This is a genomic window from Methanolobus tindarius DSM 2278, from assembly GCF_000504205.1.
Taxonomy (GTDB): Archaea; Halobacteriota; Methanosarcinia; order Methanosarcinales; family Methanosarcinaceae; genus Methanolobus; species Methanolobus tindarius.
The window spans coordinates 1,819,398-1,841,533 of the sequence record NZ_AZAJ01000001.1; the positions used below are offsets into that span (position 1 = coordinate 1,819,398).

The following is a 22,136-nucleotide window of genomic DNA, read 5'->3' on the forward strand; positions in this document are numbered from 1 at the left end:
ACCCGTGTTGTTTTTAGTTTACCGGGAAGTATCCGACGTCAGATACTATTTCCTGTCCGGCAGTGCTCATTACATAGTCTATGTATTCTTTCGCAAGTCCTGTTGGCTCACCATCTGTGTAGTAGTGAAGAGGTCTTGCAAGTGGGTAGTTTCCTGCCATGATGTTCTCAGGGGTAGCTTCTACAAAGCCGTTTCCGCCATCAAGTGCAAGTGCTGTGGTTGTATCATCAAGGTATGCGTAACCGATGTATCCGATTGCTCCTGTGTTTTGTCCAACTTCCTGTACTATTGCACCAGTTGCTGGCTGTACAAGTGCATCTGCGCGGTATTCTTCATCAAGAAGAACTTCTTCCTGGAAGTATCCGTATGTTCCAGAGCTGCTGTCACGGGTAATTACTGTGATTGTAAGATCTTCGCCGCCGACATCTGCCCAGTTGCTAACGCTACCGTTGTAGATTGACTTAAGCTGGTCAAAGGTAAGCTCTGTTACTGGATTTTCAGGGTTTACTACTACTGCAATTCCATCCCATGCGATGATATGCTCTACAGGGTTAATGCCGTTTGCCTCTGCATTTTCAATTTCTGAATCCTTGATCTGTCTTGAAGCCATTGCAATTTCAACTTCGCCGTCTACGAGTGCTGCAATTCCAACACCTGACCCGCCACCAATTACAGTTATGTCTGCGTCAGGGTTTTCATACATGAACTCTTCAGCTTCTGCCTGGGAAAGTGGAAGTACTGTATCTGATCCTTTGATCATAATGCTTCCGGTAGCACCGGTGGCTTCTTCTGTTGCAACGTCATCTGTAGTTGTATCTTCGTTATCTACACAACCGATTCCAATGAATGCGGATGCAATAATTAACATTACCACGGAACAAAGTGTAATGTTTTTGAATAATTTTCCTGATATCATATTCTGGTTCACCATTTTTTTATGGATTCTACGTAACTTGTCAGTGAACCATTACAAAATCGATACATAAGGGTTATGTACGTACAATATATATTCCTATGACTTAGCTAGACTCATATAGTGCATATATAGTGGATATGTATCTATATAGATTCTATGTATTTCTATTATCTCCTGTTTATCATAAAAAGCATATACTTCTATGGGGATATAGGACACTATGCCTGATATTCTTATTAAGAACACCAAAGTCTTTGTTAATAACTATCTCCAACCTGCAGAGGTCCTTATTGAAGATGGTAAAATATCCCGTATTGCGAAAGAGATAGATGTTCAGCGCTTAAACCAGACAATTGATGCTAAGGGTTCACTTACTCTTCCTGCCGGCATTGATGTTCATGTCCATTTCCGAGACCCTGGTTTGATTGAAAAAGAAGACTGGTATACAGGATCCTGCTCTGCAGCAGCAGGTGGCATAACTACTGTCGTTGACCATCCAAATACCATCCCTCCAACAATTGACAAAAAAACGTTCAAAGATAAGCTCAAGATTGCTAACCGCAATTCTATAGTTGATTTCGGACTATATGGTGGAGTAACAGGGAATATTGATAAGCTTCCTGAGTTATGGGAGAGCGGCGCCACAGCGTTTGGTGAGATCTTTATGGCAGAATCCACAGGTGCTCTTAATATAGATGAAAAATGTCTTGATGAAGCATTAGGTGTGATGAAACAGCTTGATGCATTGCCATGTATCCATGCTGAAGATGACAAGATCAGGCTGGAATGTGAAGCATTTCTTAAAAATGATTATGCTCCGGATTCTCATTCTCGCGCACGCCCTAATCATTGTGAGGCACTTGCTGTTGAGAAAGCAATCAAGTTGATACGAAAAAATGGTGTAAAGGCGCATTTCTGTCATATCAGTGCAATGGAGTCTGTTGGACTTTTGAGAAAAGAGCGCTATCTTGATTCCCAGGGTGGATTTGCGCCTACGATCACAAGTGAAGCTGCGCCGCATCATCTGTTCCTTTCAACCAAGGATTGGGATCGACTTGGTTCATTTGGCAGGATGAATCCTCCTCTGAGGGATCGCAGAAGCGTAAAGATGCTGTTAAATTCTTTAAATGATGGTACAATTGACGTAGTAGCATCGGACCATGCACCGCACACCGAGGCTGAAAAAGATGTCGATATAAAGAGCGCTCCTTCTGGAGTTCCGGGCGTTGAGACCTTGGTTCCGTTAATGCTTGTTGCAGTCAAGAGAAACCTGCTTCCTCTGGGGCGAATGATAGATGTAACAAGTAAGAATCCTGCAAAGATATTCGGCCTGAATCGTTTTTCAAAAGGTGTGTTTGCTGAAGGTTATGATGCTGACATCATTATAGTTAACCACTCCAGGGTTACTGAAATTAAAGGTGATGATCTCCACAGCAAGGCAGGATGGACTCCTTATGAGGGAATGGATGGTATCTTTCCTGAATATACCATTGCACGTGGTGAAGTTGTATGGGATGGAGACCTGATTGCACCAAGAGGTCGAGGCAATTTCCTTCCGGGTAAAGGTTTCAAGTCAGCTGACTTTGAATAACTATGTTCATAATTTAGAATGTGTGTTCACAATACCATAACATTTTAAATATATAATCACCTATTATGTACATATGGTGGTGTGATGAAAACCAAATTCCCCATTCATACTACATTAAGCGCAGATGCTATTAAGGTTCTCGAAAGATACGAGAAAGAACTTGGTGCAAAGAATGTTGTACTGGAAAAGGCACTTCTGAATCTTGATTCTACACGTTTCAAGGCCAAGCTTGATACTCAGAATATAGATCGTATCATCAAGAGAGTCACAACTGGAATTCCAGGGATGGATGATTTCCTGGAAGGCGGATTTCCTAAAGGATTCGCTGTTATTGTGACGGGCCCCCCTGGTACTGGTAAGACTACTTTTTCAATGCAGTATCTCATGGAAGGTGTGAAGAATGGCGAGCGTTGTATTTTCTTCTCATTTGAAGAAAGGGCGCAGCAATTAGTGCAGCATTTTGCAAGATTTGGATGGGATGTTGGAAAGTTTATTGATGATGGCTATCTGGAAATCTTTGGTATATCGATGTTAACTTCAGAGGAAATGATGGAGATAATAGATTCTCACAAACCGGAGAGGGTTGTCTTCGATTCAATGAATGTGCTTACGGCACCAAGTGATTTCCGTACATCTACTTCGTGGCGTGGGCTCCATCGTCTGCTAAAGAAAAATCAGACGACTGCTATTCTTGTAACTGAAAAATCTCACGGGATTGAAGTAAAAGAGTATGACGATTTTGATTTCCTTGGTGATGGTGTTGTTTTCCTTGACTTTATTCAGACAAATGATATCGATACGACTCCAATGCCTGTGATGGCAGTTCAGAAAATGAGGGCAACACGTGTAGATCATACTCCTCAACCGTTCAGGTTTACAAATAATGGTATAGCCAAATACAGGGCTCTTAACATTCCTTCAAAGGTTCTGCAGGACCGGATCGAAAAGCGCAGGGCTGAAAGGCTTGGTGGTGGGATGTCACTGGACGAAGTATGATAATAAACTGGCAATAATTGTTGTCAGGTATATTGCTTTAAAGCTACCAGCGCCTCCTATGCTGATAAAGGCGCTACCTGTTCTTTCTTTATTGAATGTGAGTACTGAGATTATATTGCCTGTCAGGATTCCGCCAACTCCTGCTATGAATGTGACTGATGCAGCATTTTCTGGTGAAACTATTAGTGAGAATGGTAATGCTATAAGTCCGATGTAGTCGGGCACGATTAATCCGATTCCTCCCATCATTTCGCAAAGGAGACTTACGGCGACAACTACAATGAGCATTATTTCCAGTGCTGTGTTATTTGGTTGTGTCAGCAGGAGGTATATCACTGCAAGCGCAGGGATTATTGCACCGCCAAGATTTGCGGTTACTGTTGTATCAAAAACTCTGTCTTTCCCAATATTCAATTCTTTTACTACCGGGACAGAATATATGTCCTCAAGGATAGGTGCATATCTGAATAATTGTTCCAGTTTTTTAGTTCGCGTCCTGAACAATGGTATCTCGGCAATCGAGCCAAGGAGCATGGTAAAAAGGATGATCATCAGTGCAAAGGAACCAATCGTTCCCATTGCAAGTTGTTCTTTGTAACAAAGGGCTGCTGTGGGGAGCAGAATCAGTACAAAAGCTGCGTATGTCCGAATTTCGGAACTATTAGTATATCCTCTCATCTGTCCTCCGATACTAATTAGGATTCCAGAGCTTTAATATTTTTGGTGAGATATACTATTAGTATATCTCTAATTGTTTGTTTATAGTTTAGTAGTAATCAAGTTGTGACTGGAGTAATTCCTGCCTTTTCTTTTCCAGGTAGCTGTAAACACTTCCGTGATTTGCTCCTTCCATAAGCATCTCTATTGCGGTTCTGGCGATCTGATTTTGTTCCGGGTTGCCTATTACGCTAACAGTTTTCCCATAGACTGACATTTTCACACCTATCAATCTTTCAGTTATTTCACGTGTTTTGCCACCTTTTCCAATGATTCTTCCTTTAAGGCGCAATAATTCTTTTTGAGTTCCTGTTTGTTTTGAAAGATCGATGACTTCAAGCATCAGCATATCATCATCGAACATTGCAAATGTCTTGTCAGGATTGAATCCCCTTGCAATTGCATTTATCACGTCTTCTGCCTTCATGGCACCTACCGGGTCGTCACCTGGTATGATCTCTACAGTTCCTTCTTCACTGTCAATATCCAGACTTGCTGTTGATTTTTCTTCAATTATCTGTTTGACGCGGCCTTTTGGCCCTATTATTGCGCCAACTCTGTCTTTAGGAACTTTGATGTGTGTCATAATCGTCTACCTTTGTACTTTATAGGTCATTTTCTTCGTTTTTAGGTTCTTTGTTCCTGATGGTTGTATATAGCTGGTGTGGATCTTCGCGAATGCCATATTTCTTGAAATAGCGTGCTATGTTCTCAATATCTCTTATCAGGAATTCTATTGAACGTGGATGTTCCCTGGTTACTGACTGGCCCATGTCTATGAACACTGGTTCTTCTGTTTCAGGGATTATGAGTATGTTATATTCACTTAGATCTCCATGGACAAGGTTTGCTTCATTGTACAGGAGATCAATGTAATTTATAATTGTGTCGAATGCTTCTTTTGCAGTTTCCTTCTCCATCCTGTAATCTTTTAGTTGGGGAAAAGGTACTCCTTCATTTCCCATAAATTCCATTACAAGGATGTTGCGCTCTGCCACAATAGGTTCTGGCACTCTAAGGCCTGCTTCTTTTGCACGTACAAGGTTTCTTTGTTCTTTTTTAGTCCATGCAAATATTATGTCGCGTTTTGAATGCCTCACATTTCTGAAACGTGGGTCTCCGAGGATATAATCTTCCATTGAATTGAAGGTGCTTGAAGATATTCTGTATATCTTCACAGCAATGTCCTTTTCGTTATCTTCAGCAAGGAATACATTTGCTTCTTTTCCTGTGCTGATGGAGCCTCCGATTGCTTCAATTATTCCTTTATTAGATAATGTATAAAGGGTCTTTAAAGTGGGCTCGTCAAAGACATTCTCTTTCACTTTAAGAGTATCGGTGTCTTTGCGCCTCATTCTTAGTTTATCAACTTCTGTATCAATACGCTTTACTTTTCTGGTAACTTCTTTTTTCATGTTTTTTATCCTTTCAGGTACCCTTTGCGATCAAGCCAGTTTACCTGTGGACGTGTATACTTCCATATTACGTCTGCTTTCTCGTTCTGGAAGTCCCAAGGGACTGCTATTACAATATCTCCTTCCCGTATCCATGTTTTCTTTTTCATTGATCCGGGAATTCTGCCCATCCTCACGACGCCATCCATACACCTGAGTCTTACGTGATTTGCTCCGAGCATATTTTCCACGGTGGCTAGAATTTCGTTGTTTTCTTTACGCGGGGTGCGAACTCTTGTGACTTCGCCTGTGTCTGGAACATTGTTTCTTTTCTTATACTGCAAGCTTATCCCTCTTGCATTTTTGTGGGTGAGTACTGCTATGTCACTTATATTGTTAAAGCTTGCGTAGCTCTGTTTTTGTTTATGTTTTGTCTCTTTTTATTTCACAATTCATTATTTCCTCCTTATTATTTAGTTAAAATTAATTAAATACGTTAAGTTTATATGCAATGTGTGGCTTGTATGAACTCCCTCTGAGGTCGCTTAGAGGGGTCATAAGTGCTTTTCTGCCATAATGGCAGCAAGTTTTATGGCAATGCCACAAACTCCAAATAGGATCAAATCATACAGATATAATCCGAGTGGAAATGTGGGCATTCATATATGCTCCAAAGGTTCATCCTTTGGCTTCGAACCGGGTGTTCGAAAGCCTTATATACGATGGTGTCCTTTGAAGGAGTCCGCGCAAATCGCGCGAAAACACTTACAATCACCGCCTTACAAGTGGAGACAGAAGTTTTTTCTGTCTGACGTTGGATTTGGCAGTTCGGTTAATTCTGACCGGTAGTGTATAACTACAAACAATTAAGGAATTAACCAAACTATGTGCAAATAGGAAATTTTCTCTCAAAGAGAGTTCTTTCCGACTGATTCCTAAATGACTTCCAAAATAACAAATCTTTGTGTGTGATCAACATTAATTCTGGTTGATCCTGCCAGAGGTCACTGCTATCAGTATTCGACTAAGCCATGCGAGTCAAATGTTTTTCGTAAACATGGCGTACTGCTCAGTAACACGTGGATAATCTGCCCTAAGGTCAGGTATAACTCCGGGAAACTGGTGATAATCCCTGATATATCATAGAAACTGGAATGTTCTGTGATTAAAAGCTCCGGCGCCTTAGGATGAATCTGCGGTCTATCAGGTTGTAGTGGGTGTAGAGTACCTACTAGCCTACGACGGATACGGGTTGTGAGAGCAAGAGCCCGGAGATGGATTCTGAGACATGAATCCAGGCCCTACGGGGCGCAGCAGGCGCGAAAACTTTACAATGCGGGAAACCGCGATAAGGGGATACTGAGTGCCAGCATATTATGTTGGCTGTCCACCTGTATAAACAGCAGGTGTTAGCAAGGGCCGGGCAAGACCGGTGCCAGCCGCCGCGGTAACACCGGCGGCCCGAGTGGTGGCCACTATTATTGGGTCTAAAGGGTCCGTAGCCGGTTTGATCAGTCTTCCGGGAAATCTGACAGCTCAACTGTTAGGCTTCTGGGGGATACTGTCAGGCTTGGGACCGGGAGAGGTAAGAGGTACTACAGGGGTAGGAGTGAAATCTTGTAATCCTTGTGGGACCACCAGTGGCGAAGGCGTCTTACCAGAACGGGTCCGACGGTGAGGGACGAAAGCTGGGGGCACGAACCGGATTAGATACCCGGGTAGTCCCAGCCGTAAACGATGCTCGCTAGGTGTCTGGGACGGTGCGACCGTTTCAGGTGCCGCAGGGAAGCCGTGAAGCGAGCCACCTGGGAAGTACGGCCGCAAGGCTGAAACTTAAAGGAATTGGCGGGGGAGCACTACAACGGGTGGAGCCTGCGGTTTAATTGGACTCAACGCCGGAAAACTCACCTGGGGCGACAGCAATATGTAGGTCAGGCTGAAGGTCTTACCTGAATCGCTGAGAGGAGGTGCATGGCCGTCGTCAGTTCGTACTGTGAAGCATCCTGTTAAGTCAGGCAACGAGCGAGACCCGTGCCCACTGTTGCCAGCATATCCTTAGGGATGATGGGTACTCTGTGGGGACCGCCGGTGCTAAACCGGAGGAAGGTGCGGGCTACGGTAGGTCAGTATGCCCCGAATCTCCAGGGCTACACGCGGGCTACAATGGCCGGGACAATGGGTCCCTACCCTGAAAAGGGTTGGTAATCTCATAAACCCGTCCGTAGTTCGAATTGAGGGCTGTAACTCGCCCTCATGAAGCTGGAATCCGTAGTAATCGCGTTTCAATATAGCGCGGTGAATACGTCCCTGCTCCTTGCACACACCGCCCGTCAAACCACCCGAGTGAGGTATGGGTGAGGGCATGGACTAGTGCCGTGTTCGAACCTAAATTTCGCAAGGGGGGTTAAGTCGTAACAAGGTAGCCGTAGGGGAATCTGCGGCTGGATCACCTCCTAAGCATGATAGGCAAAAAGCCTATCACCACATACCGGTCAGAAATCGAAAAACTGTCAGATTCAAGAAAAAAAGGCAAGATTCAATAAGTGAATCTTCTATGGGCTTGTAGATCAGTTGGAAGATCGTCGCCTTTGCAAGGCGAAGGCCCAGGGTTCGAATCCCTGCAAGTCCATTATTAGTGCACTCACAGAGTAACGTCTGTGGGGAAGGATGAAGCGGCTGAAGCAACAACAGCTGCTATGAAATCGTGTATATGCATGCATATATCAGACGCTCACTGGACAAAGTGAGATGGACTCTGGTAAATATGCCTTCAGGTGGATGGCTCGGCTCAAGAGCTGATGAGGGACGTGCCAAGCTGCGATAAGCCCAGGGTAGGTGCATGGAGCCTATGAACCTGGGATTTCCTAATGGGTCTTCCTAACACATTTTGTGTGTTGATCAACAATGATCGGGAACGCCCCGAATTGAAGCATCTTAGTAGGGGCAGGAAAAGAAATCGAAGAGATGCCGTTAGTAATGGCGAATGAACACGGTAAAGTTCAAACTGAATCCCACTGGAAACAGATGGGAGATGTGGTGTTGTAGGTTTTCTCTAAAGATCCCACCTGGTTGAAGTTTAACTTTTCTGGAACGTTAGACCATAGAGTGTGATAGTCACGTAAGCAACAACCAAAGGATCTGGATTATAACCTGAGTAGCGTGGGTCGGAATTCCCGCGTGAATTTGGGAGGCACCAACTTCCAAAACTAAATACTCCTTGAGACCGATAGCGAACTAGTAGGGTGACCGAAAACTGAAAAGTACCCCAAGAAGGGAGGTTAAAAGTGCCTGAAACCTGGAGGCGATAGAGCGATATGGCGTTAAAGGATCTTTATTATGAAGGAAACGGTCGCGAGGCCGCAGTACGGGTAATATTGCCAATGTCATATCTTACGTTTTGAAGAACGGGCCAGGGAGTATATTCAAATGGCGATGGCTAACTTGCAAATAGGAAGCCGAAGCGAAAGCAACATGCTCGCAACCGTAAGGTGAGGAGCGACGTATACAAGTGCGTGGAGTCATTAGGATATGACCCGAAGCCGGGTGATCTAGGCGTGGGCAGGTTGAAGCGTGGCGAAAGCTACGTGGAGGACCGCAAGCGGTATTGATCTGCAAATCATTCGTGTGACCTGCGTCTCGGAGTGAAAGGCTAATCTAACCCGGCATCAGCTGGTTCCTTCCGAAACATGTCGTAGCATGACCTAACTGGAGATAGTCGGTGAAGTAGAGCACTGATTGGTGGTCCCGGGGAAGAAATTCCTCAGCTGCTTGTCAAACTCCAAACTCACCGTCGTCGAAGAAAGTTGGAGTCCGGACTACTGGGGTAAGCCTGTAGTCCGTAAGGGAGACAACCCAGCCCGTGGTTAAGGTCCCTAAGTGTCGACTAAGTGTTAATACTAAAGGGCGTCCTAAGCCCTAGACAGCTGGAAGGTTAGCTTAGAAGCAGCTATCCTTTAAAGAGTGCGTAACAGCCCACCAGTCGAGGTTTGGGGCCCCGAAAATGGACGGGGCTCAAGTCGACCACCGATACCACGGAGTACCGAAAGGTAATCTTGTAGGAAGGCGTTGCGTTCGGGCAGAAGCAGGGCTGTGAAGTCCTGTGGACCGTGCGGAAACGAAAATCCTGGTAATAGTAACAGCATAGTTAGGTGAGAATCCTAACCGCCGAAGGGGCTAGGTTTCCTCGGCAATGATCGTCAGCCGAGGGTTAGTCGGTCCTAAGACGTACCGTAATTCGAGTACGCCGAAAGGGAAACAGGTTAATATTCCTGTACCTCATGACAATGAAACCAACGTTTTTGGGCAGGCCAAGCGGCGCCGTCGCGCCGTCTAAGCAGCGAATCCTGTGGAGAGCCGTAATGGCGAGAAGCAGGCGAATCTGTAATGGCGAAAGTTGGCTGCACCCGGGAACCCGTGAAAAGGAAGTCATGGGTCCGTACCGAGAACTGACACAGGTGCCCCTAGCTGAAAAGGCTAAGGCGTGTCGGAATAATTTGGCTAAGGGAATTCGGCAAATTAGCTCCGTAACTTCGGGAGAAGGAGTGCCTGCTATGAAGATAGCAGGTCGCAGTGACAAGAGAGCTCTAACTGTCTAATATCAACATAGGAGATCGCAAACCCGTAAGGGCTAGTACGATCTCTGAATCCTGCTCAGTGCAGGTACCTGAAAACCCGGTTCAACGGGACGAAGGGCCTGTAAACAGCGGGGGTAACTATGACCCTCTTAAGGTAGCGTAGTACCTTGTCGCTTAATTGGCGACTTGCATGAATGGATCAATGAGAGCTCTACTGTCCCTAGCCAGAGTCCGGTGAAGCTTACTTTCTAGTGCACAGTCTAGAGACCTCTAGGGGGAAGTGAAGACCCCGTGGAGCTTTACTGCAGCCTGTCGCTGGGTTGTGATTTTGGATGTACAGTGTAGGTAGGAGACGTCGAAGTCGGTGCGCCAGCATCGATGGAGTCGCCATTGGGACACTACCCTTCCAGAATTACGACCCTCACTCCGAGAGGAGGACCCCGATAGGTGGGCAGTTTGCCTGGGGCGGGACGCCCTTGAAAAGATATCAAGGGCGCACAAAGGTTGACTCAAGTGGGTCGGAAACCCACTGAAGAGTGCAAGAGCATAAGTCAGCCTGACGTTATTCAGCACAGTAGTGGATGACGAGACGAAAGTCGGTTCTAGCGAACTTTTGAGCTCGCTTGGTGCGAGCCAAAAATGACAGAAAAGTTACCCCGGGGATAATTGAGTTGTTGCCGGCAAGAGCACATATCGACCCGGCAGCTTGCTACTTCGATGTCGGTTCTTTCCATCCTGGCCGTGCAGCAGCGGCCAAGGGTGAGGTTGTTCGCCTATTAAAGGAGATCGTGAGCTGGGTTTAGACCGTCGTGAGACAGGTCGGTTACTATCTACTAGAGGTGTCTGTAGTCTGAGGGTAAGCTACTTTTAGTACGAGAGGAACAGAGTAGCGGCGCCACTGGTGTATCAGTTGTCCGACAGGGCATTGCTGAGCAGCTACGCGCTAAGGAATAAGAGCTGAATGCATCTAAGCTCGAAATCTGACTTGAAAAGAGACTACATTAAGGATCCCGGTAAAAGACCGGTTTGATAGGGTCGGGATGTACGCACCAAGGCAACGAGGTGTTCAGTCCGCGGCTACTAAAAATCCGTGCCTGTCTGTCTTGCTTTGTCCAGGCGAAATCTGATATGTGTATGAGAGTATTCACGATTCATTGATAAAGTATTTATACAATGGTTCCATCCATGTATCGCTCATTGCCAAGATGGCGGAGCGGCTACGCAATCGCCTGCAGAGCGATTCCATTCCGGTTCGAATCCGGATCTTGGCTTAAACTTTATCGTTCATCGTGAGTGAGTTTGGCGGCCATAGCGGCGGGGCAATTCCTGTACCCATCCCGAACACAGAAGATAAGCCCGCCTGCGTTCTATACTGTACTAAAGTATGAGAGTCTTTGGGAAATATGGAACGCTGCCATCTCACTCACACATGATTTCTAAATTCTATTTTCTACAATTCCTTTCTATTACAAATGACTAAACTTACAGTTTTGGCTGTTTATTTTGGTAATCTAAAATGATTGATTCTTCTTATTTTATTTATCATGAAAATCAATAATGTACGGCGCAAAGCGCCGCACAGAGTGGTAATAAAAAATATGTTTGAATAATTAATTATCCACATTTCTACCCATTGCTTCGTTTACATCAGGAATAAAATCTGCTTTTGTAACAATAATAACTTCATCCTTTTCCCTGAGTTTTGGATCTTTTTCTGCAAGGATGAAATCACTCTTTCGGTAAATTCCAATGAATGCACTATCATCAGGCAACGTTATCTCCGACAATTTTTTATCAATCACACTTTCAGTTGCCACAATTCCCATAAACCTAACTTCTGAGCGTACCAGATTACTCAGCTCCATAGTGTTAATTCCTCTAAGCACATCTGCAATGTATCTGGATGAAATGCTTGAAGGATTAATCATATAGTAAAATCCAAGCTTATTGGCAACATCCATAAATTGTTTATCGTCTATTTTCAGTATAATCTTCCCAACTTTTGCATCCCTGGCAATTAAACCAATAAGGATATTGTTCTGATCATTACTGGTACAGGCAACAATAGCATCAGCACTGGGAAGATCCGCTTTTTCCAGAATATCAGGTCTTGTACCCTCTGCATTTATTACAGTACAATCAAGAGTTTCAGCAAGTTCTTTAGCTATTGTTTCATCTTTCTCAATAAGTATGACTTCTTTTCCCTGATCGATCATATTCTTTGTCAGAAGTATCCCAAGTGAACCCGCACCTACAACGATAACTCTCATGTTCTCACAATCCTCTTAGTTTTCCTTTTTCTTTTAATCCATGTTCCCGGCATAAACAGCAGTATCAATGGTATGATTTCAATTCTGCCAAACAACATATCAACAATAAGTACTGCTTTTAGCATTGCTGGCATTGCAGCACTGGTGGCTCCTGCAGAAAGCCCTACTGTGCTAAGTGCACTTGATGCTTCAAAAACAGATGTAATGGTATCCACTCCATAAAGCATGAATATGAATGCTGAAGCTACAAGTATAAGTGTGTAAAGCAGCATAAATGTCACCAGATTGTATATCTCCTCACTTTCGATTATGTGTTCTTCTATCTTTATGGGAGTAATAGTCTCTCTTGGAAGGAATAATCTTACAAGCACATTATGTACTACCTTGAAGAGCAAAAGTAGCCTGAAAACTTTAATTCCACCAGCAGTTGATCCCATACAGCCTCCTATCCACATAATAAATATCAGTACTGCCTTTGATGCTTCCGACAGGATTGACAGGTCAAAAGTAGAGAAACCCGCAGTTGTAATTGCAGAGATAATCTGGAATAAATTGTCTTTGATTGCTGCATATTCAAAATTCTCTCTGGATAATGTCAAAGCAAATACAATTGAACCAAATACTAGGACTGACAGGAAATATTTCAGTTCTTTATCTCTGATAAACTTCTGTGGTTTTTTCAACAGATATGGGTAGAGTACGAAACTAATAGCTCCTAGTATACACGAAATACTAATGGCAGTGGGTATCAAATTTCCATTGTAAGCACCTATACTGGCAGTTTGTGTTGAAAATCCACCCGTTGATACGCAGCAGAAGGCGTGACAAATTGAATCAAAAAGTGACATTCCACTGAGTAGCAGCAATACTATGGAAACAAGTGTTATGACAACGTAAACCTTGCCAAGTGTACGGGTTGTTGATATTACAGTTGGTTTTATTTTCATGTCTCCATAATTGGCTTTATACATCCTGAAAGCCGTCGTTCCTGGCCTAATCAGGACTGAAAGCACAATCAGGATAATTCCTATACCTCCAACCCATTGCCCCCATGAGCGTGCAAAGAAAAAAACAGGACCGACGTCAGCAGGAGCAACACTGAGTCCGGTTGTAGTAACGGCAGAGACACTTTCAAAGTAAGCATCAAAGAACGGCATGCCCGTTGACAGTGACATAGGTATGGCGCTTAAGAATGCAGAAATAGGGAATACCAGAGCTACAATGATCAGTGCCTCTTTTGTTTCAAGCTCATAGTCCGGTAGAGTGCGGTAAATGAAGGAACCCAGAACAAAAGCAGCTATTGCAGTAACTCCATAATATCCTGTAGCCTGGAAATTATGAAATATGATTGCTACAATCATCGGAACAACAAGAACAAATGAAAAAGCCAGAAGATAATAACCCATGTACTTGGCTACAGCCTTGATATGAACAGGGGTATGTAGTTCGTACATATAGTATAATGATGCCTGACTCATTATATATTATGTAGTAAGTAATTGCAAGTTCCACTTTATCCGTTTTGATTTGGAACTTATAACGACCTTCCCAGAGGAAGCTTAAATATATCTTAACTTCATCTAGGAACTCATGTCACAATTCGATATTATACACAAGGATGCGGCAGGCCGTATCGGCAAACTCACAACGCCGCACGGTGTGGTGGAAACTCCTACCGTAATGCCTGTTATCAATCCAAATATCCAGACCATAAAACCTTCCGAAATGAAGGATTTTGGTGCTGAGATCCTTATTACTAATTCCTATATTATCTACCGTAAAGACGAGTTAAGGGAAAAAGCTCTCAAAGACGGTTTGCATGCATTACTCGATTATGACGGTCCAATCATGACCGACTCGGGTTCTTTCCAGTTATCAGTATATGGAGAAGTTGAAGTCACAAATCAGGAAATTATCAATTTCCAGCAAAAGATAGGAACTGATATCGGTGTTCCTCTGGATATTCCAACACATCCTGATGTCACTTATGAGAAAGCAAAGGAAGATATGGATATCACAATAGAGCGTCTCAAGGAAGCAAGAGGACTTGTGAAAGAAGGCGGTATGCTCCTTGCCGGTCCTGTTCAGGGTGCTACTTACAAAGACCTTCGTGAAGATTGTGCCCGTGAACTTTCAGATGTCGGTTTTGATGTTTATCCATTTGGTGCAGTAGTTCCACTCATGGAAGCTTATCGCTATTCAGACCTTGTGGATGTAATCGCTTCAGCCAAAAAAGGTCTGGACCCGGTAGCACCTGTTCACCTTTTCGGTGCCGGTCATCCAATGATGTTTGCACTTGCTGTTGCTCTTGGATGTGATCTTTTTGATTCTGCAGCCTATGCACTTTATGCAAAAGATAGACGTTACATCACTTCAAGAGGCACCTATCATATAGACAAGCTCAAGTACCTGCCGTGTTCCTGTCCTGTATGTATGGCACACACAGCAGAGGAGCTTAAAAAAGCTCACAACTGCACTGAACTTCTGGCAAGACACAATCTCTATGTTACATTTGAGGAAATGCGCGAGGTCAAGCAGGCTATCTGGGAAGGAAACCTTCTGGAACTTGTAGAACAGCGCTGCCGTTCACACCCAAGAATGCTGGAAGCCTTAAAGCAAATGACCAATTATTCCTCATGGCTGGAAGAATGCGATCCTTCATCTAAGTCCACTTTCTTCTATTGCGGTCCTGAATCTGCAAAGAGACCTGAGGTTCTTCGTTTCACCAAACAGCTTGAAAGACTCACCATCAAAGGTTCAGTGCTTATCAGGCCATATCCAACAAAGAAGGACAAAGAGTACGATAATGTCATGGTGTTCAAAGCACCGTTTGGTTCCTATCCGCAGGATCTTGCAGAGGTGTATCCTTTCAATGCAGAAGTTGTAAGGACTCCTGACTATGAATCCCTGGAAACTGCTTTCCTTAATACTATAAAGCTGATTGAGTTGAATCCTGAGGCAACCTACACTTTCCTGATGAGAGAAAGTTTTGTCCATCCTCTGGTTGAGAAACTTAGCAAGATGGACAACGTAACAGTAGTTCCACCGAAGAGCGAATAAATTTTGACAATCTGTTTCTGAATATCTCTTTTTAAGATATTCATATCACTTTTTTCCATTCTTTAAACCCGAATTTGAGTCTATTTGATTCACCAACCCTAATACTAATATATAATACAGGGAATTAGGTGCTATAATCTATCAGGTGATATACTTGGTTTCCACTTCAGGCTCTAAAACACGAAATCCTTATCTTGAGATGTTAAGGCCGGAAATATCTGACATGGACTTAGCCCTGCCTGCAGCCAGCGCTTTACTTGCATCTTATCTGGTTACCGGTGGTTTTCCCGGACTAATACCGTTCATCATAGCTGTGATTGGTGGGTATGCGGCAATCACCAGTTCATATGTTTACAACGATTGCTGCGATATTGATATCGATGCCATAAATCTGCCAGATAGGCCGCTTGTAGCTAATAAACTCAAAAGGAATCAGGCCCTGAAGTATGCAGGACTCTTATTTTTAGTTGCCAGTGCAGCCGCTCTTTATCTTAATCCAGAATCATTTGTGGTTCTTGTGATTGCTGTTGTAACCATCAGTATATACTCAAAACTCGCAAAAAGAATGACATTTTTGAGTTTTGTTCCTGTGGGAATTGCATACGGACTTGTGCCCATTGGTATATGGCTTGCTTTTGATCCCGCAGGGTTCCTGAAAACACCTGATTACGGTTCAATACTTCCACTTCCTGCGATATTCCTTGGTCTGATGATGTGTTTCACAGACTGGGGATTCACACTCTCAGGTGTGGCAAGGGATGTAGAAGGTGACAGGGCCAGAGGAGCACCAACATTCCCGGTGACATTCGGTATTCCTGCAACATCAAAATTCGTTACATTCATGTGGACAGTAGGTGTTATTGCTTCCGTTGCAATTGGAATTACTGCAGAGATCGGTCCTATATACTTTGCAGGTGCACTGCTTGCAGGCGGGTGGATGCTCATCCAATCATTTGATTTCATAAAGAACCCAACAGAAGAGCGTGGGGGAAGACTTTTCCTTCAGGGCTCAAGATACAGAGGAATAATGTTTGGTTCTCTCATACTCGATGTAATACTTTGCATACTCGTACCGGCTTATTCCGGAATCTTATGGTAATTCTTATATTTTTGGTAGCTTTGTTAGATTAGCAACTAAGAGGTTCAAAATGGATGCAGATATCATAGTAATAGGAGCTTCCCCTGCGGGAGTCATGGCAGCCAGAAATGCATCGGCAAAAGGCTGCAAAGTTATTCTCCTGGATAAAAAGGAAGCAGTGGGAGTGCCCACTCATCCTGCAAACACATTTTTCAAAGGAATGTTTGACAGGACAGGGGAAGAAGTAGACCAGAGTTATGTAGTTAAGAACCTCAAAGGTGCCTATATCATCGCACCTTCCGGGAAGAATGTGATTTTTGAAGGAGATGCTTATTTCCTTGACAGGAAGAAGTTCGATGAATTCTATATTAAGCAGGCCAAAGATGCAGGTGCAGATGTTCGCTTCGGTATTGAAGTTCTCAATGTTCTCAAAAATGATGATGGCTTCATTGTAAGCACATCAAAAGGCAAGATTAAGTGTAAACTCGTCATTGTTTCTGATGGAATCAACTCAAGGGTCGCTGCACTTCTTGGTATGAAGCCAATTAAACACACTCAGGATATTGCCTGGTCACTTGAGGCTGAGATTGAGGCAGAAGGCATCGGTGAACCGGATTACTTTGAATATTATGTAGGAAACCATGCTCCTGGGTGGAAATCCACATATTCTCCTTGTGGTGGCAACAGAGCTACACTTGGAATGTATGTGCGCAGGCATGGTACAGATGTTTCAGACTTTTTCGATGCATGGCTTGAAAAGTTCAAGGAACTCAAAGGTCTTGATGACGTAAAGATCATAAGCAAATCCACCGGTGGCGATCCTATTGTTGCAATTCCCGGTGAGCTTGTGGCTGACGGCGTGATGATAGTCGGCGGTTCAGCAGCACAGTCCGGAATTGGCTATGGAATGCATGCAGGACAGATGTGCGGTGATGTTGCAGCAGATGCTATAGCAAAGGGTAACACATCGAAAAACTTCCTGTCCGAATACCAAAGACGCTGGAATGCAGCTTACAGGACGGAATACCATCTTGGAAGATTCGCCATGGAAACTCTCAGGAAGATGACTGACAAGGAAATCGATGGGATGATGGAAGTCTTTGAAGGTGAGGATTTGAAAGTTCTTAGCGGAACACCTTTTAACCAGGCGTTACAGGTATCAAAGATGATACTGAAAAATAATCCATCTTCTATATTATCATACAGGGCAGTTTTCAGGAACAAATAGTGATGAAACCAAAATATTATTTCTATAAGAATCCGGTTTTCAAGGTATATGCCCAGGTTGAAAACAACCGGGTAAGGATGAAGACCTCAGGTATTGCATCATCTATTATGGGTTCTTTTATAGCGGATATGATGGAAATATTCGAGGATACAAAACCATCCAAGGTTGAAAAGGATAAACTCATCTATTCAACATGGATGCCTCCAATTCCAAGCAAGGCTTTTGACAGGCTTGTTTCAAGCCAGATGAAGGCCATGAGGGGAAAATATGTTCCTGAACAAATTACAATTTCAATTACGGAAGAATGTCCGAACAGGTGTCTTCACTGCGCTCTTCCTGACACTAAGAATAAAGCAAGGCTGGATCCAGATACTGTGAAAAGTGTTATTGACCAGACAATCGACCTTGGTACCACGCTTATTATTTTTGATGGAGGCGAACCACTTCTTTACGATGGCCTTGAAGATCTTATCAGCTATGTAGACCAGTCACGTGCAATACCAGGTCTTTTTACATCAGGTGTTGGAATGACTCCTGAGCGTGCAAAGAGTCTCAAAAATGCAGGTCTTTCCATGCTAAGTGTGAGCTTTGACAGTGCTAATGAAGAAGGACACGACTATATGCGTGGCAGACCGGGTGTTTTTAAGGAAGCTGTAAATGCTCTTAAAAATGGACTTGATGCAGGCCTGCTGGTTGGAATTTATGTAGTTCTTTCACCACGCAACGTTGATGAACTTGACGATTTCTATGAGCTTGCAAAGGAACTTGGAGTACACGAATTATCTTTCTATGAGATCGTTCCAACAGGCAGGTGGCAAGGCCATGAGGGGGAAGTAATTACTCCGGAACATATCAAAAAATTCGATGATTTTGTTGAAAGAACATCCCATGCAGAAGGTCCTCGTGTATTCCCGATTCCTCAGATTATCAGGAAAATGGGATGTTTTGCAGGAAGAAAATGGCTCCATGTTACTCCGGAAGGGAATGTACTTCCATGCGCATGCATGCCAAAACCATATGGTAATGTTCACGAAGAAAGTCTTGCATCCATATGGAAAAAGATATACACTGATCCTGTATTCTGCTCTGGTCCATGTCTGATGCGTGATTCTTCATTCAGGATTAATCATCTTGGTCTTGAGCGCTGAGGTGCTTTCTTTTTTAATCTTTCAGACCTTCGTCTCTGATTTAAGCATCTTTTTACTTATGGATTAATTGTAAATTACAATTAGAATTTATTGATAAAAAACAGTTGAAAAAAGGGTGAAAAAGTCACCCTCTTAAATTTGATTATTTCAGGACTCCAGATCTCTGGATTGCCATCAGATTCTCCATGGTGAGCTTTTCGCCGGACTTGAACTTGTCAAAGATGTCTTCTGCATCCTTGCGCGCCTCTGCCCTTGAAGCCTCTTTCTTACCATCGACATCTCCCTTCTTGAGTTTGCGGAGTTCCTTGTCGATATCACGGATTTCTTTCTGGGCTGTGATGAAAAGTTTGTGCTGTTCATCAGCCTTTTCCTGGAAGTGAACGAATTCTTTGTGAGCAGCATCAGATTCTGCACGGACCTTGTCAGCCTCTTTGAAGGTGGTGATCATCTTGTCGTGATATTCCTGTGCCTTCTGTGCGTATTCTGAAAGTGTAGTGTGATAGGTGGATGCCTCGTCCCTGATCTCCTGTGCTTCAGTCAGCAGGTTCTTGAGCTCATCGTTGCTTTCAAGCTGCTGTTTCTTTACAACATACTGTTTCTGGAGTTCAGTAATTTTATTGACCAGCTCTCTTTCCTTGTTGGTTGTAAGGACTTCTGTCTGCTGTGCAAATTCCAGCCTGTCGATCTCCTTGCGGATATCTTTGATAGAAGGACCACCAAGGTTGTTTTCATTGCGTATCTGGTCTATCTTGGCAAATACTTCGTTAGCCTTGTTGTTGACCTCATCACGGAGTGCTTTGTTTTCCTTTACCTTCTCGTTGTTCTCGTCACGGAGCACCTTGTATTCCTGTGCTTCATTGATAAGGTCTTTAGTCTTTTTGTTCAGCTCATTACGCTTTGCTGCGAGTGTACTTGCTTCTGCGTTGAGTTCGTTACGTTTCTTCTTATATTCTTCAGACAGGTTCTTAAGCTCTGTCTTCTTTTCGTTCAGTTCTTTAATCACTTATTATCCTCCCGGTCCAGCAAAAAAGCTGGCATTTCATGCATCTCTAATGCACGATACTTGGCATCACTCGCTGTCCAGTGACTGGACAACCGGTATTACTGCCTCAAGATTCTTCTCTGTAATGACAATATTGGCATGTTCACGCAGGATAGGTTTGGAATTAAATGCAATGGCATATTTTGCCTTTTTGAATATACATATGTCATTGGCACCATCGCCAACTACTATACATTCATCAGGTTTTATCCCATATTTTCCAGAAATCTCTTCCAGAACAAACTCTTTAGAGCCTTGATCTGTCAGCGGACCTCTAACCTCTCCTGTAAGACAACCATTATCCGTAAGAAGCTCGTTTGAAACCACATGATCCATTCCCAGTGTCTCTCCAACACGGTCAGCAGCTATTGTAAAGCCGCCTGAGATCATTGCGGTTTTATAACCTCGGGATTTCAGGTAAGAAACCAGTTCTTTCGCACCTGGCATGAAAGGCATTTTGGCAAGAGCCTCATTTGCACTTTCAAGTGACAGTCCTTTAAGAAGCCTGACTCTTTGCTGAAGAGCTTCGGAAAAGTCAAGTTCCCCATGCATTGCTCTTTCAGTTATGGCGGCTACTTCGTCTCCCACTCCTGCGGCTTCTGCTAGCTCGTCAATGGTTTCAGCATCAATAAGGGTGCTGTCCATATCAAAAACTATTAACTTTATCCTATCAGAATTATTGCTGGTACGACTCACTTCATCAAACCTGGAATTTGAATCCCGTATTGAAACAGTATTTAAGTGCCGAGATTGATGTGAGATAAGTTACATTGCTTTTAAGGTTTTCGATAGATGTATTTGACAGCATTTCTATTTTCTGAAAGTTACCGGGGATATCAAAGATTGGAGTAATATTAGTTTATATATTATATTGCAAATTAAGCTATTCAGAATATATATGTTATTATTTCAGTGTATAAGTGATATGGTTCAGGGTCTATCTGCGGATAGCAGGATACACGGTAGCTGGCAGGTAAAACGCTACAGGTATATGATCGAGGTATGACTGTACTGGAATAATTAAAGAGGTGATGCATCATTATCGGATCAAACATCAATGAGAGATATTATGGAATACTACAGGGTTATGTTTCCTCACATGATGAAAAATATCTTCTAAGGTCAAGAGATCTTGGTTCTGAATTTGTAAGATATGGTGTCCCACCTGATGAGATTGTTGAAATGCATGAGAGGACGGTAAGGAAGCTAACAGGCAATCTTTCCTCAAAAGATATTATGCAATGTGCATTGCTTGTCTCAGTTCCTCTTGTAGAGGTCATGGTGGCTTATGGACTTGCTTTCAGGGAACTTGTAAAGGAACTTGAAGTCAAATCCCGGGAATTACAGCATTCTAATGAACTCAAAGAGTTGTTTGCAGATATAATGCGTCATGACCTTTTGAATCCTGCTTCTCAGGTAGATGGCTTTGTCTCTGTTCTGCTTGAATGTGAGGATGATTGCACTAAACGGTCAATGCTTTCCAATATTCATAAGAGCAATAGTAATCTCATTTCAATGATCGATAAAGCTGCAGAATTTGCAAAGCTGGATTCCGTTGATGAACTTGACTTTTCAGTACATGACCTGGCTTTAATTCTTAGGGAGGTTACGGATAGTTTTGCTTCGAAACTGGAGGGAAATAACATGACTATGAGCCTGGAAACTGAAAGTTCCTGTCCTTCGATGGTAAATCCTGTAATAGGTCAGGTATTTTCAAATCTTATATCCAATTCTATCAAATACAGTCCAAAGGGCAGCCATATGGATGTGAATATCTGTGACGAAGGGGATAAATGGAAAATTACTGTGAAAGACAATGGTATTGGTATTCCGGAAACCGACAGGGACCTTATCTTCACCCGCTTTTCAAGACTGAATAAAGTAAAGAAACGTGGAATCAAGGGAACAGGTCTTGGACTTGCAATCGTCCACAAAATTGTTACTCTTCATAATGGGGAAGTTGGCGTGGAAAGCAATTCTCCTGAACCTGGCAGCACATTCTGGGTACGCCTCAATAAAGTAAAAACAGATTAGTGTTCCCATTCATATTCTCTCATTTTTAACTTTATTTCTGGTATATTTATTCATTTTTGGATTGTAGCGGTGTCATTCCAAAAGTAAT

The 22,136-nt window shown here is 43.3% G+C and carries 16 protein-coding genes, 2 tRNA genes and 3 rRNA genes; 12 read left to right on the forward strand and 9 right to left on the reverse strand.

Translation table 11 applies throughout. The annotated features are described in order from the left end of the window. Positions 1-13: 13 nt before the first annotated feature. Positions 14-916: a PstS family phosphate ABC transporter substrate-binding protein gene (locus tag METTI_RS08775; protein ID WP_023845464.1), complete on the reverse strand. Its 903-nt coding sequence runs from the start codon at positions 914-916 to the stop codon at positions 14-16. Between the two features lie 220 nt (positions 917-1,136). On the opposite strand from METTI_RS08775, the gene METTI_RS08780 reads away from it, so the two are divergent. Then, positions 1,137-2,507, forward strand: coding sequence for a dihydroorotase (locus tag METTI_RS08780; protein WP_023845465.1), 1,371 nt, complete (start codon positions 1,137-1,139; stop codon positions 2,505-2,507). A gap of 84 nt (positions 2,508-2,591) precedes the next feature. Next, entirely contained in the window at positions 2,592-3,503 is a 912-nt protein-coding gene (locus METTI_RS08785; RefSeq protein WP_023845466.1) for an RAD55 family ATPase, read from the forward strand. Here the strand turns inward: METTI_RS08785 and METTI_RS08790 are convergent. The 4 genes from METTI_RS08790 to eif1A form a co-directional block, all read right to left on the reverse strand. Continuing rightward, complete coding sequence (locus tag METTI_RS08790) at positions 3,486-4,181, reverse strand: DUF1614 domain-containing protein (protein WP_023845467.1); 696 nt, start codon at positions 4,179-4,181, stop codon at positions 3,486-3,488. The two genes, METTI_RS08785 and METTI_RS08790, sit on opposite strands and share 18 nt — an antisense overlap. An 88-nt stretch (positions 4,182-4,269) precedes the next feature. Beyond that, entirely contained in the window at positions 4,270-4,806 is a 537-nt protein-coding gene (locus tag METTI_RS08795) for a KH domain-containing protein (protein ID WP_023845468.1), read from the reverse strand. Between the two features lie 19 nt (positions 4,807-4,825). Further along, positions 4,826-5,635 (reverse strand): serine protein kinase RIO, encoded by an 810-nt coding sequence (locus METTI_RS08800; RefSeq protein ID WP_023845469.1) that lies wholly within the window; start codon positions 5,633-5,635, stop codon positions 4,826-4,828. Positions 5,636-5,640: 5 nt separating this feature from the next. Further along, entirely contained in the window at positions 5,641-5,958 is a 318-nt protein-coding gene (gene eif1A / locus METTI_RS08805; protein WP_023845470.1) for a translation initiation factor eIF-1A, read from the reverse strand. Positions 5,959-6,595: 637 nt separating this feature from the next. Here eif1A and METTI_RS08810 point away from each other — a divergent pair. The 5 genes from METTI_RS08810 (at position 6,596) to rrf (ending at position 11,608) form a co-directional block, all read left to right on the forward strand. Then, positions 6,596-8,069, forward strand: a 16S ribosomal RNA gene (locus METTI_RS08810). A gap of 101 nt (positions 8,070-8,170) precedes the next feature. Next, positions 8,171-8,243 (forward strand) — tRNA-Ala (locus tag METTI_RS08815). Positions 8,244-8,364: 121 nt separating this feature from the next. After that, positions 8,365-11,290 (forward strand): 23S ribosomal RNA (locus METTI_RS08820). A gap of 97 nt (positions 11,291-11,387) precedes the next feature. Further along, positions 11,388-11,459: transfer RNA gene (locus tag METTI_RS08825), tRNA-Cys, on the forward strand. 27 nt (positions 11,460-11,486) lie between these two features. Continuing rightward, positions 11,487-11,608, forward strand: a 5S ribosomal RNA gene (gene rrf / locus METTI_RS08830). Together the 16S, 23S and 5S rRNA genes with 2 tRNA genes alongside form the textbook arrangement of a ribosomal RNA operon. Before the next feature lie 190 nt (positions 11,609-11,798). Here rrf and METTI_RS08835 read toward each other — a convergent pair. Together METTI_RS08835 and METTI_RS08840 are read right to left on the reverse strand one after the other, a co-directional pair. Then, positions 11,799-12,458, reverse strand: coding sequence for a potassium channel family protein (locus tag METTI_RS08835; RefSeq protein ID WP_023845471.1), 660 nt, complete (start codon positions 12,456-12,458; stop codon positions 11,799-11,801). After that, positions 12,455-13,912, reverse strand: coding sequence for a TrkH family potassium uptake protein (locus tag METTI_RS08840; protein WP_023845472.1), 1,458 nt, complete (start codon positions 13,910-13,912; stop codon positions 12,455-12,457). Before METTI_RS08840 ends, METTI_RS08835 begins: the two co-directional genes overlap by 4 nt. Positions 13,913-14,048: 136 nt before the next feature. Between METTI_RS08840 and tgtA the strand changes: the two genes are divergently transcribed. From tgtA to METTI_RS08860, 4 genes are all read left to right on the forward strand, one after another. Continuing rightward, entirely contained in the window at positions 14,049-15,518 is a 1,470-nt protein-coding gene (tgtA, locus tag METTI_RS08845; protein WP_023845473.1) for a tRNA guanosine(15) transglycosylase TgtA, read from the forward strand. A 154-nt stretch (positions 15,519-15,672) separates the two neighbouring features. Further along, positions 15,673-16,617 (forward strand): UbiA prenyltransferase family protein, encoded by a 945-nt coding sequence (locus METTI_RS08850; RefSeq protein WP_023845474.1) that lies wholly within the window; start codon positions 15,673-15,675, stop codon positions 16,615-16,617. A 49-nt stretch (positions 16,618-16,666) separates the two neighbouring features. Next, complete coding sequence (locus METTI_RS08855) at positions 16,667-17,824, forward strand: NAD(P)/FAD-dependent oxidoreductase (protein WP_023845475.1); 1,158 nt, start codon at positions 16,667-16,669, stop codon at positions 17,822-17,824. 2 nt (positions 17,825-17,826) lie between these two features. Next, positions 17,827-18,972 carry a radical SAM/SPASM domain-containing protein gene (locus tag METTI_RS08860; protein ID WP_023845476.1) on the forward strand — a complete coding sequence of 382 codons (1,146 nt, stop codon included), beginning with the start codon at positions 17,827-17,829 and terminating at the stop codon, positions 18,970-18,972. Positions 18,973-19,114: 142 nt separating this feature from the next. Here the strand turns inward: METTI_RS08860 and METTI_RS08865 are convergent, their stop codons facing one another. Continuing rightward, positions 19,115-19,975 (reverse strand): coiled-coil protein, encoded by an 861-nt coding sequence (locus METTI_RS08865; protein ID WP_023845477.1) that lies wholly within the window; start codon positions 19,973-19,975, stop codon positions 19,115-19,117. A gap of 66 nt (positions 19,976-20,041) precedes the next feature. Further along, positions 20,042-20,659 carry a phosphoserine phosphatase SerB gene (gene serB, locus METTI_RS08870; RefSeq protein WP_245596102.1) on the reverse strand — a complete coding sequence of 206 codons (618 nt, stop codon included), beginning with the start codon at positions 20,657-20,659 and terminating at the stop codon, positions 20,042-20,044. 408 nt (positions 20,660-21,067) lie between these two features. Here serB and METTI_RS08875 point away from each other — a divergent pair, with 408 nt between their 5' ends. After that, positions 21,068-22,048 carry an ATP-binding protein gene (locus METTI_RS08875; RefSeq protein WP_281170058.1) on the forward strand — a complete coding sequence of 327 codons (981 nt, stop codon included), beginning with the start codon at positions 21,068-21,070 and terminating at the stop codon, positions 22,046-22,048. The last annotated feature ends 88 nt before the right edge of the window (positions 22,049-22,136 follow it).

What these genes read in the sequence shown, in the direction of transcription:
- METTI_RS08835 (WP_023845471.1), bottom strand. Translation starts at nt 12,458, where the DNA reads ATGAGAGTTATCGTTGTAGGTGCGGGTTCACTTGGGATACTTCTGACA.
- serB (WP_245596102.1), bottom strand. Translation starts at nt 20,659, where the DNA reads ATGGACAGCACCCTTATTGATGCTGAAACCATTGACGAGCTAGCAGAA.
- METTI_RS08860 (WP_023845476.1), top strand. Translation starts at nt 17,827, where the DNA reads ATGAAACCAAAATATTATTTCTATAAGAATCCGGTTTTCAAGGTATAT.
- METTI_RS08785 (WP_023845466.1), top strand. Translation starts at nt 2,592, where the DNA reads ATGAAAACCAAATTCCCCATTCATACTACATTAAGCGCAGATGCTATT.
- METTI_RS08795 (WP_023845468.1), bottom strand. Translation starts at nt 4,806, where the DNA reads ATGACACACATCAAAGTTCCTAAAGACAGAGTTGGCGCAATAATAGGG.
- METTI_RS08840 (WP_023845472.1), bottom strand. Translation starts at nt 13,912, where the DNA reads ATGTACGAACTACATACCCCTGTTCATATCAAGGCTGTAGCCAAGTAC.
- METTI_RS08780 (WP_023845465.1), top strand. Translation starts at nt 1,137, where the DNA reads ATGCCTGATATTCTTATTAAGAACACCAAAGTCTTTGTTAATAACTAT.
- METTI_RS08790 (WP_023845467.1), bottom strand. Translation starts at nt 4,181, where the DNA reads ATGAGAGGATATACTAATAGTTCCGAAATTCGGACATACGCAGCTTTT.
- METTI_RS08855 (WP_023845475.1), top strand. Translation starts at nt 16,667, where the DNA reads ATGGATGCAGATATCATAGTAATAGGAGCTTCCCCTGCGGGAGTCATG.
- METTI_RS08800 (WP_023845469.1), bottom strand. Translation starts at nt 5,635, where the DNA reads ATGAAAAAAGAAGTTACCAGAAAAGTAAAGCGTATTGATACAGAAGTT.
- tgtA (WP_023845473.1), top strand. Translation starts at nt 14,049, where the DNA reads ATGTCACAATTCGATATTATACACAAGGATGCGGCAGGCCGTATCGGC.
- METTI_RS08775 (WP_023845464.1), bottom strand. Translation starts at nt 916, where the DNA reads ATGATATCAGGAAAATTATTCAAAAACATTACACTTTGTTCCGTGGTA.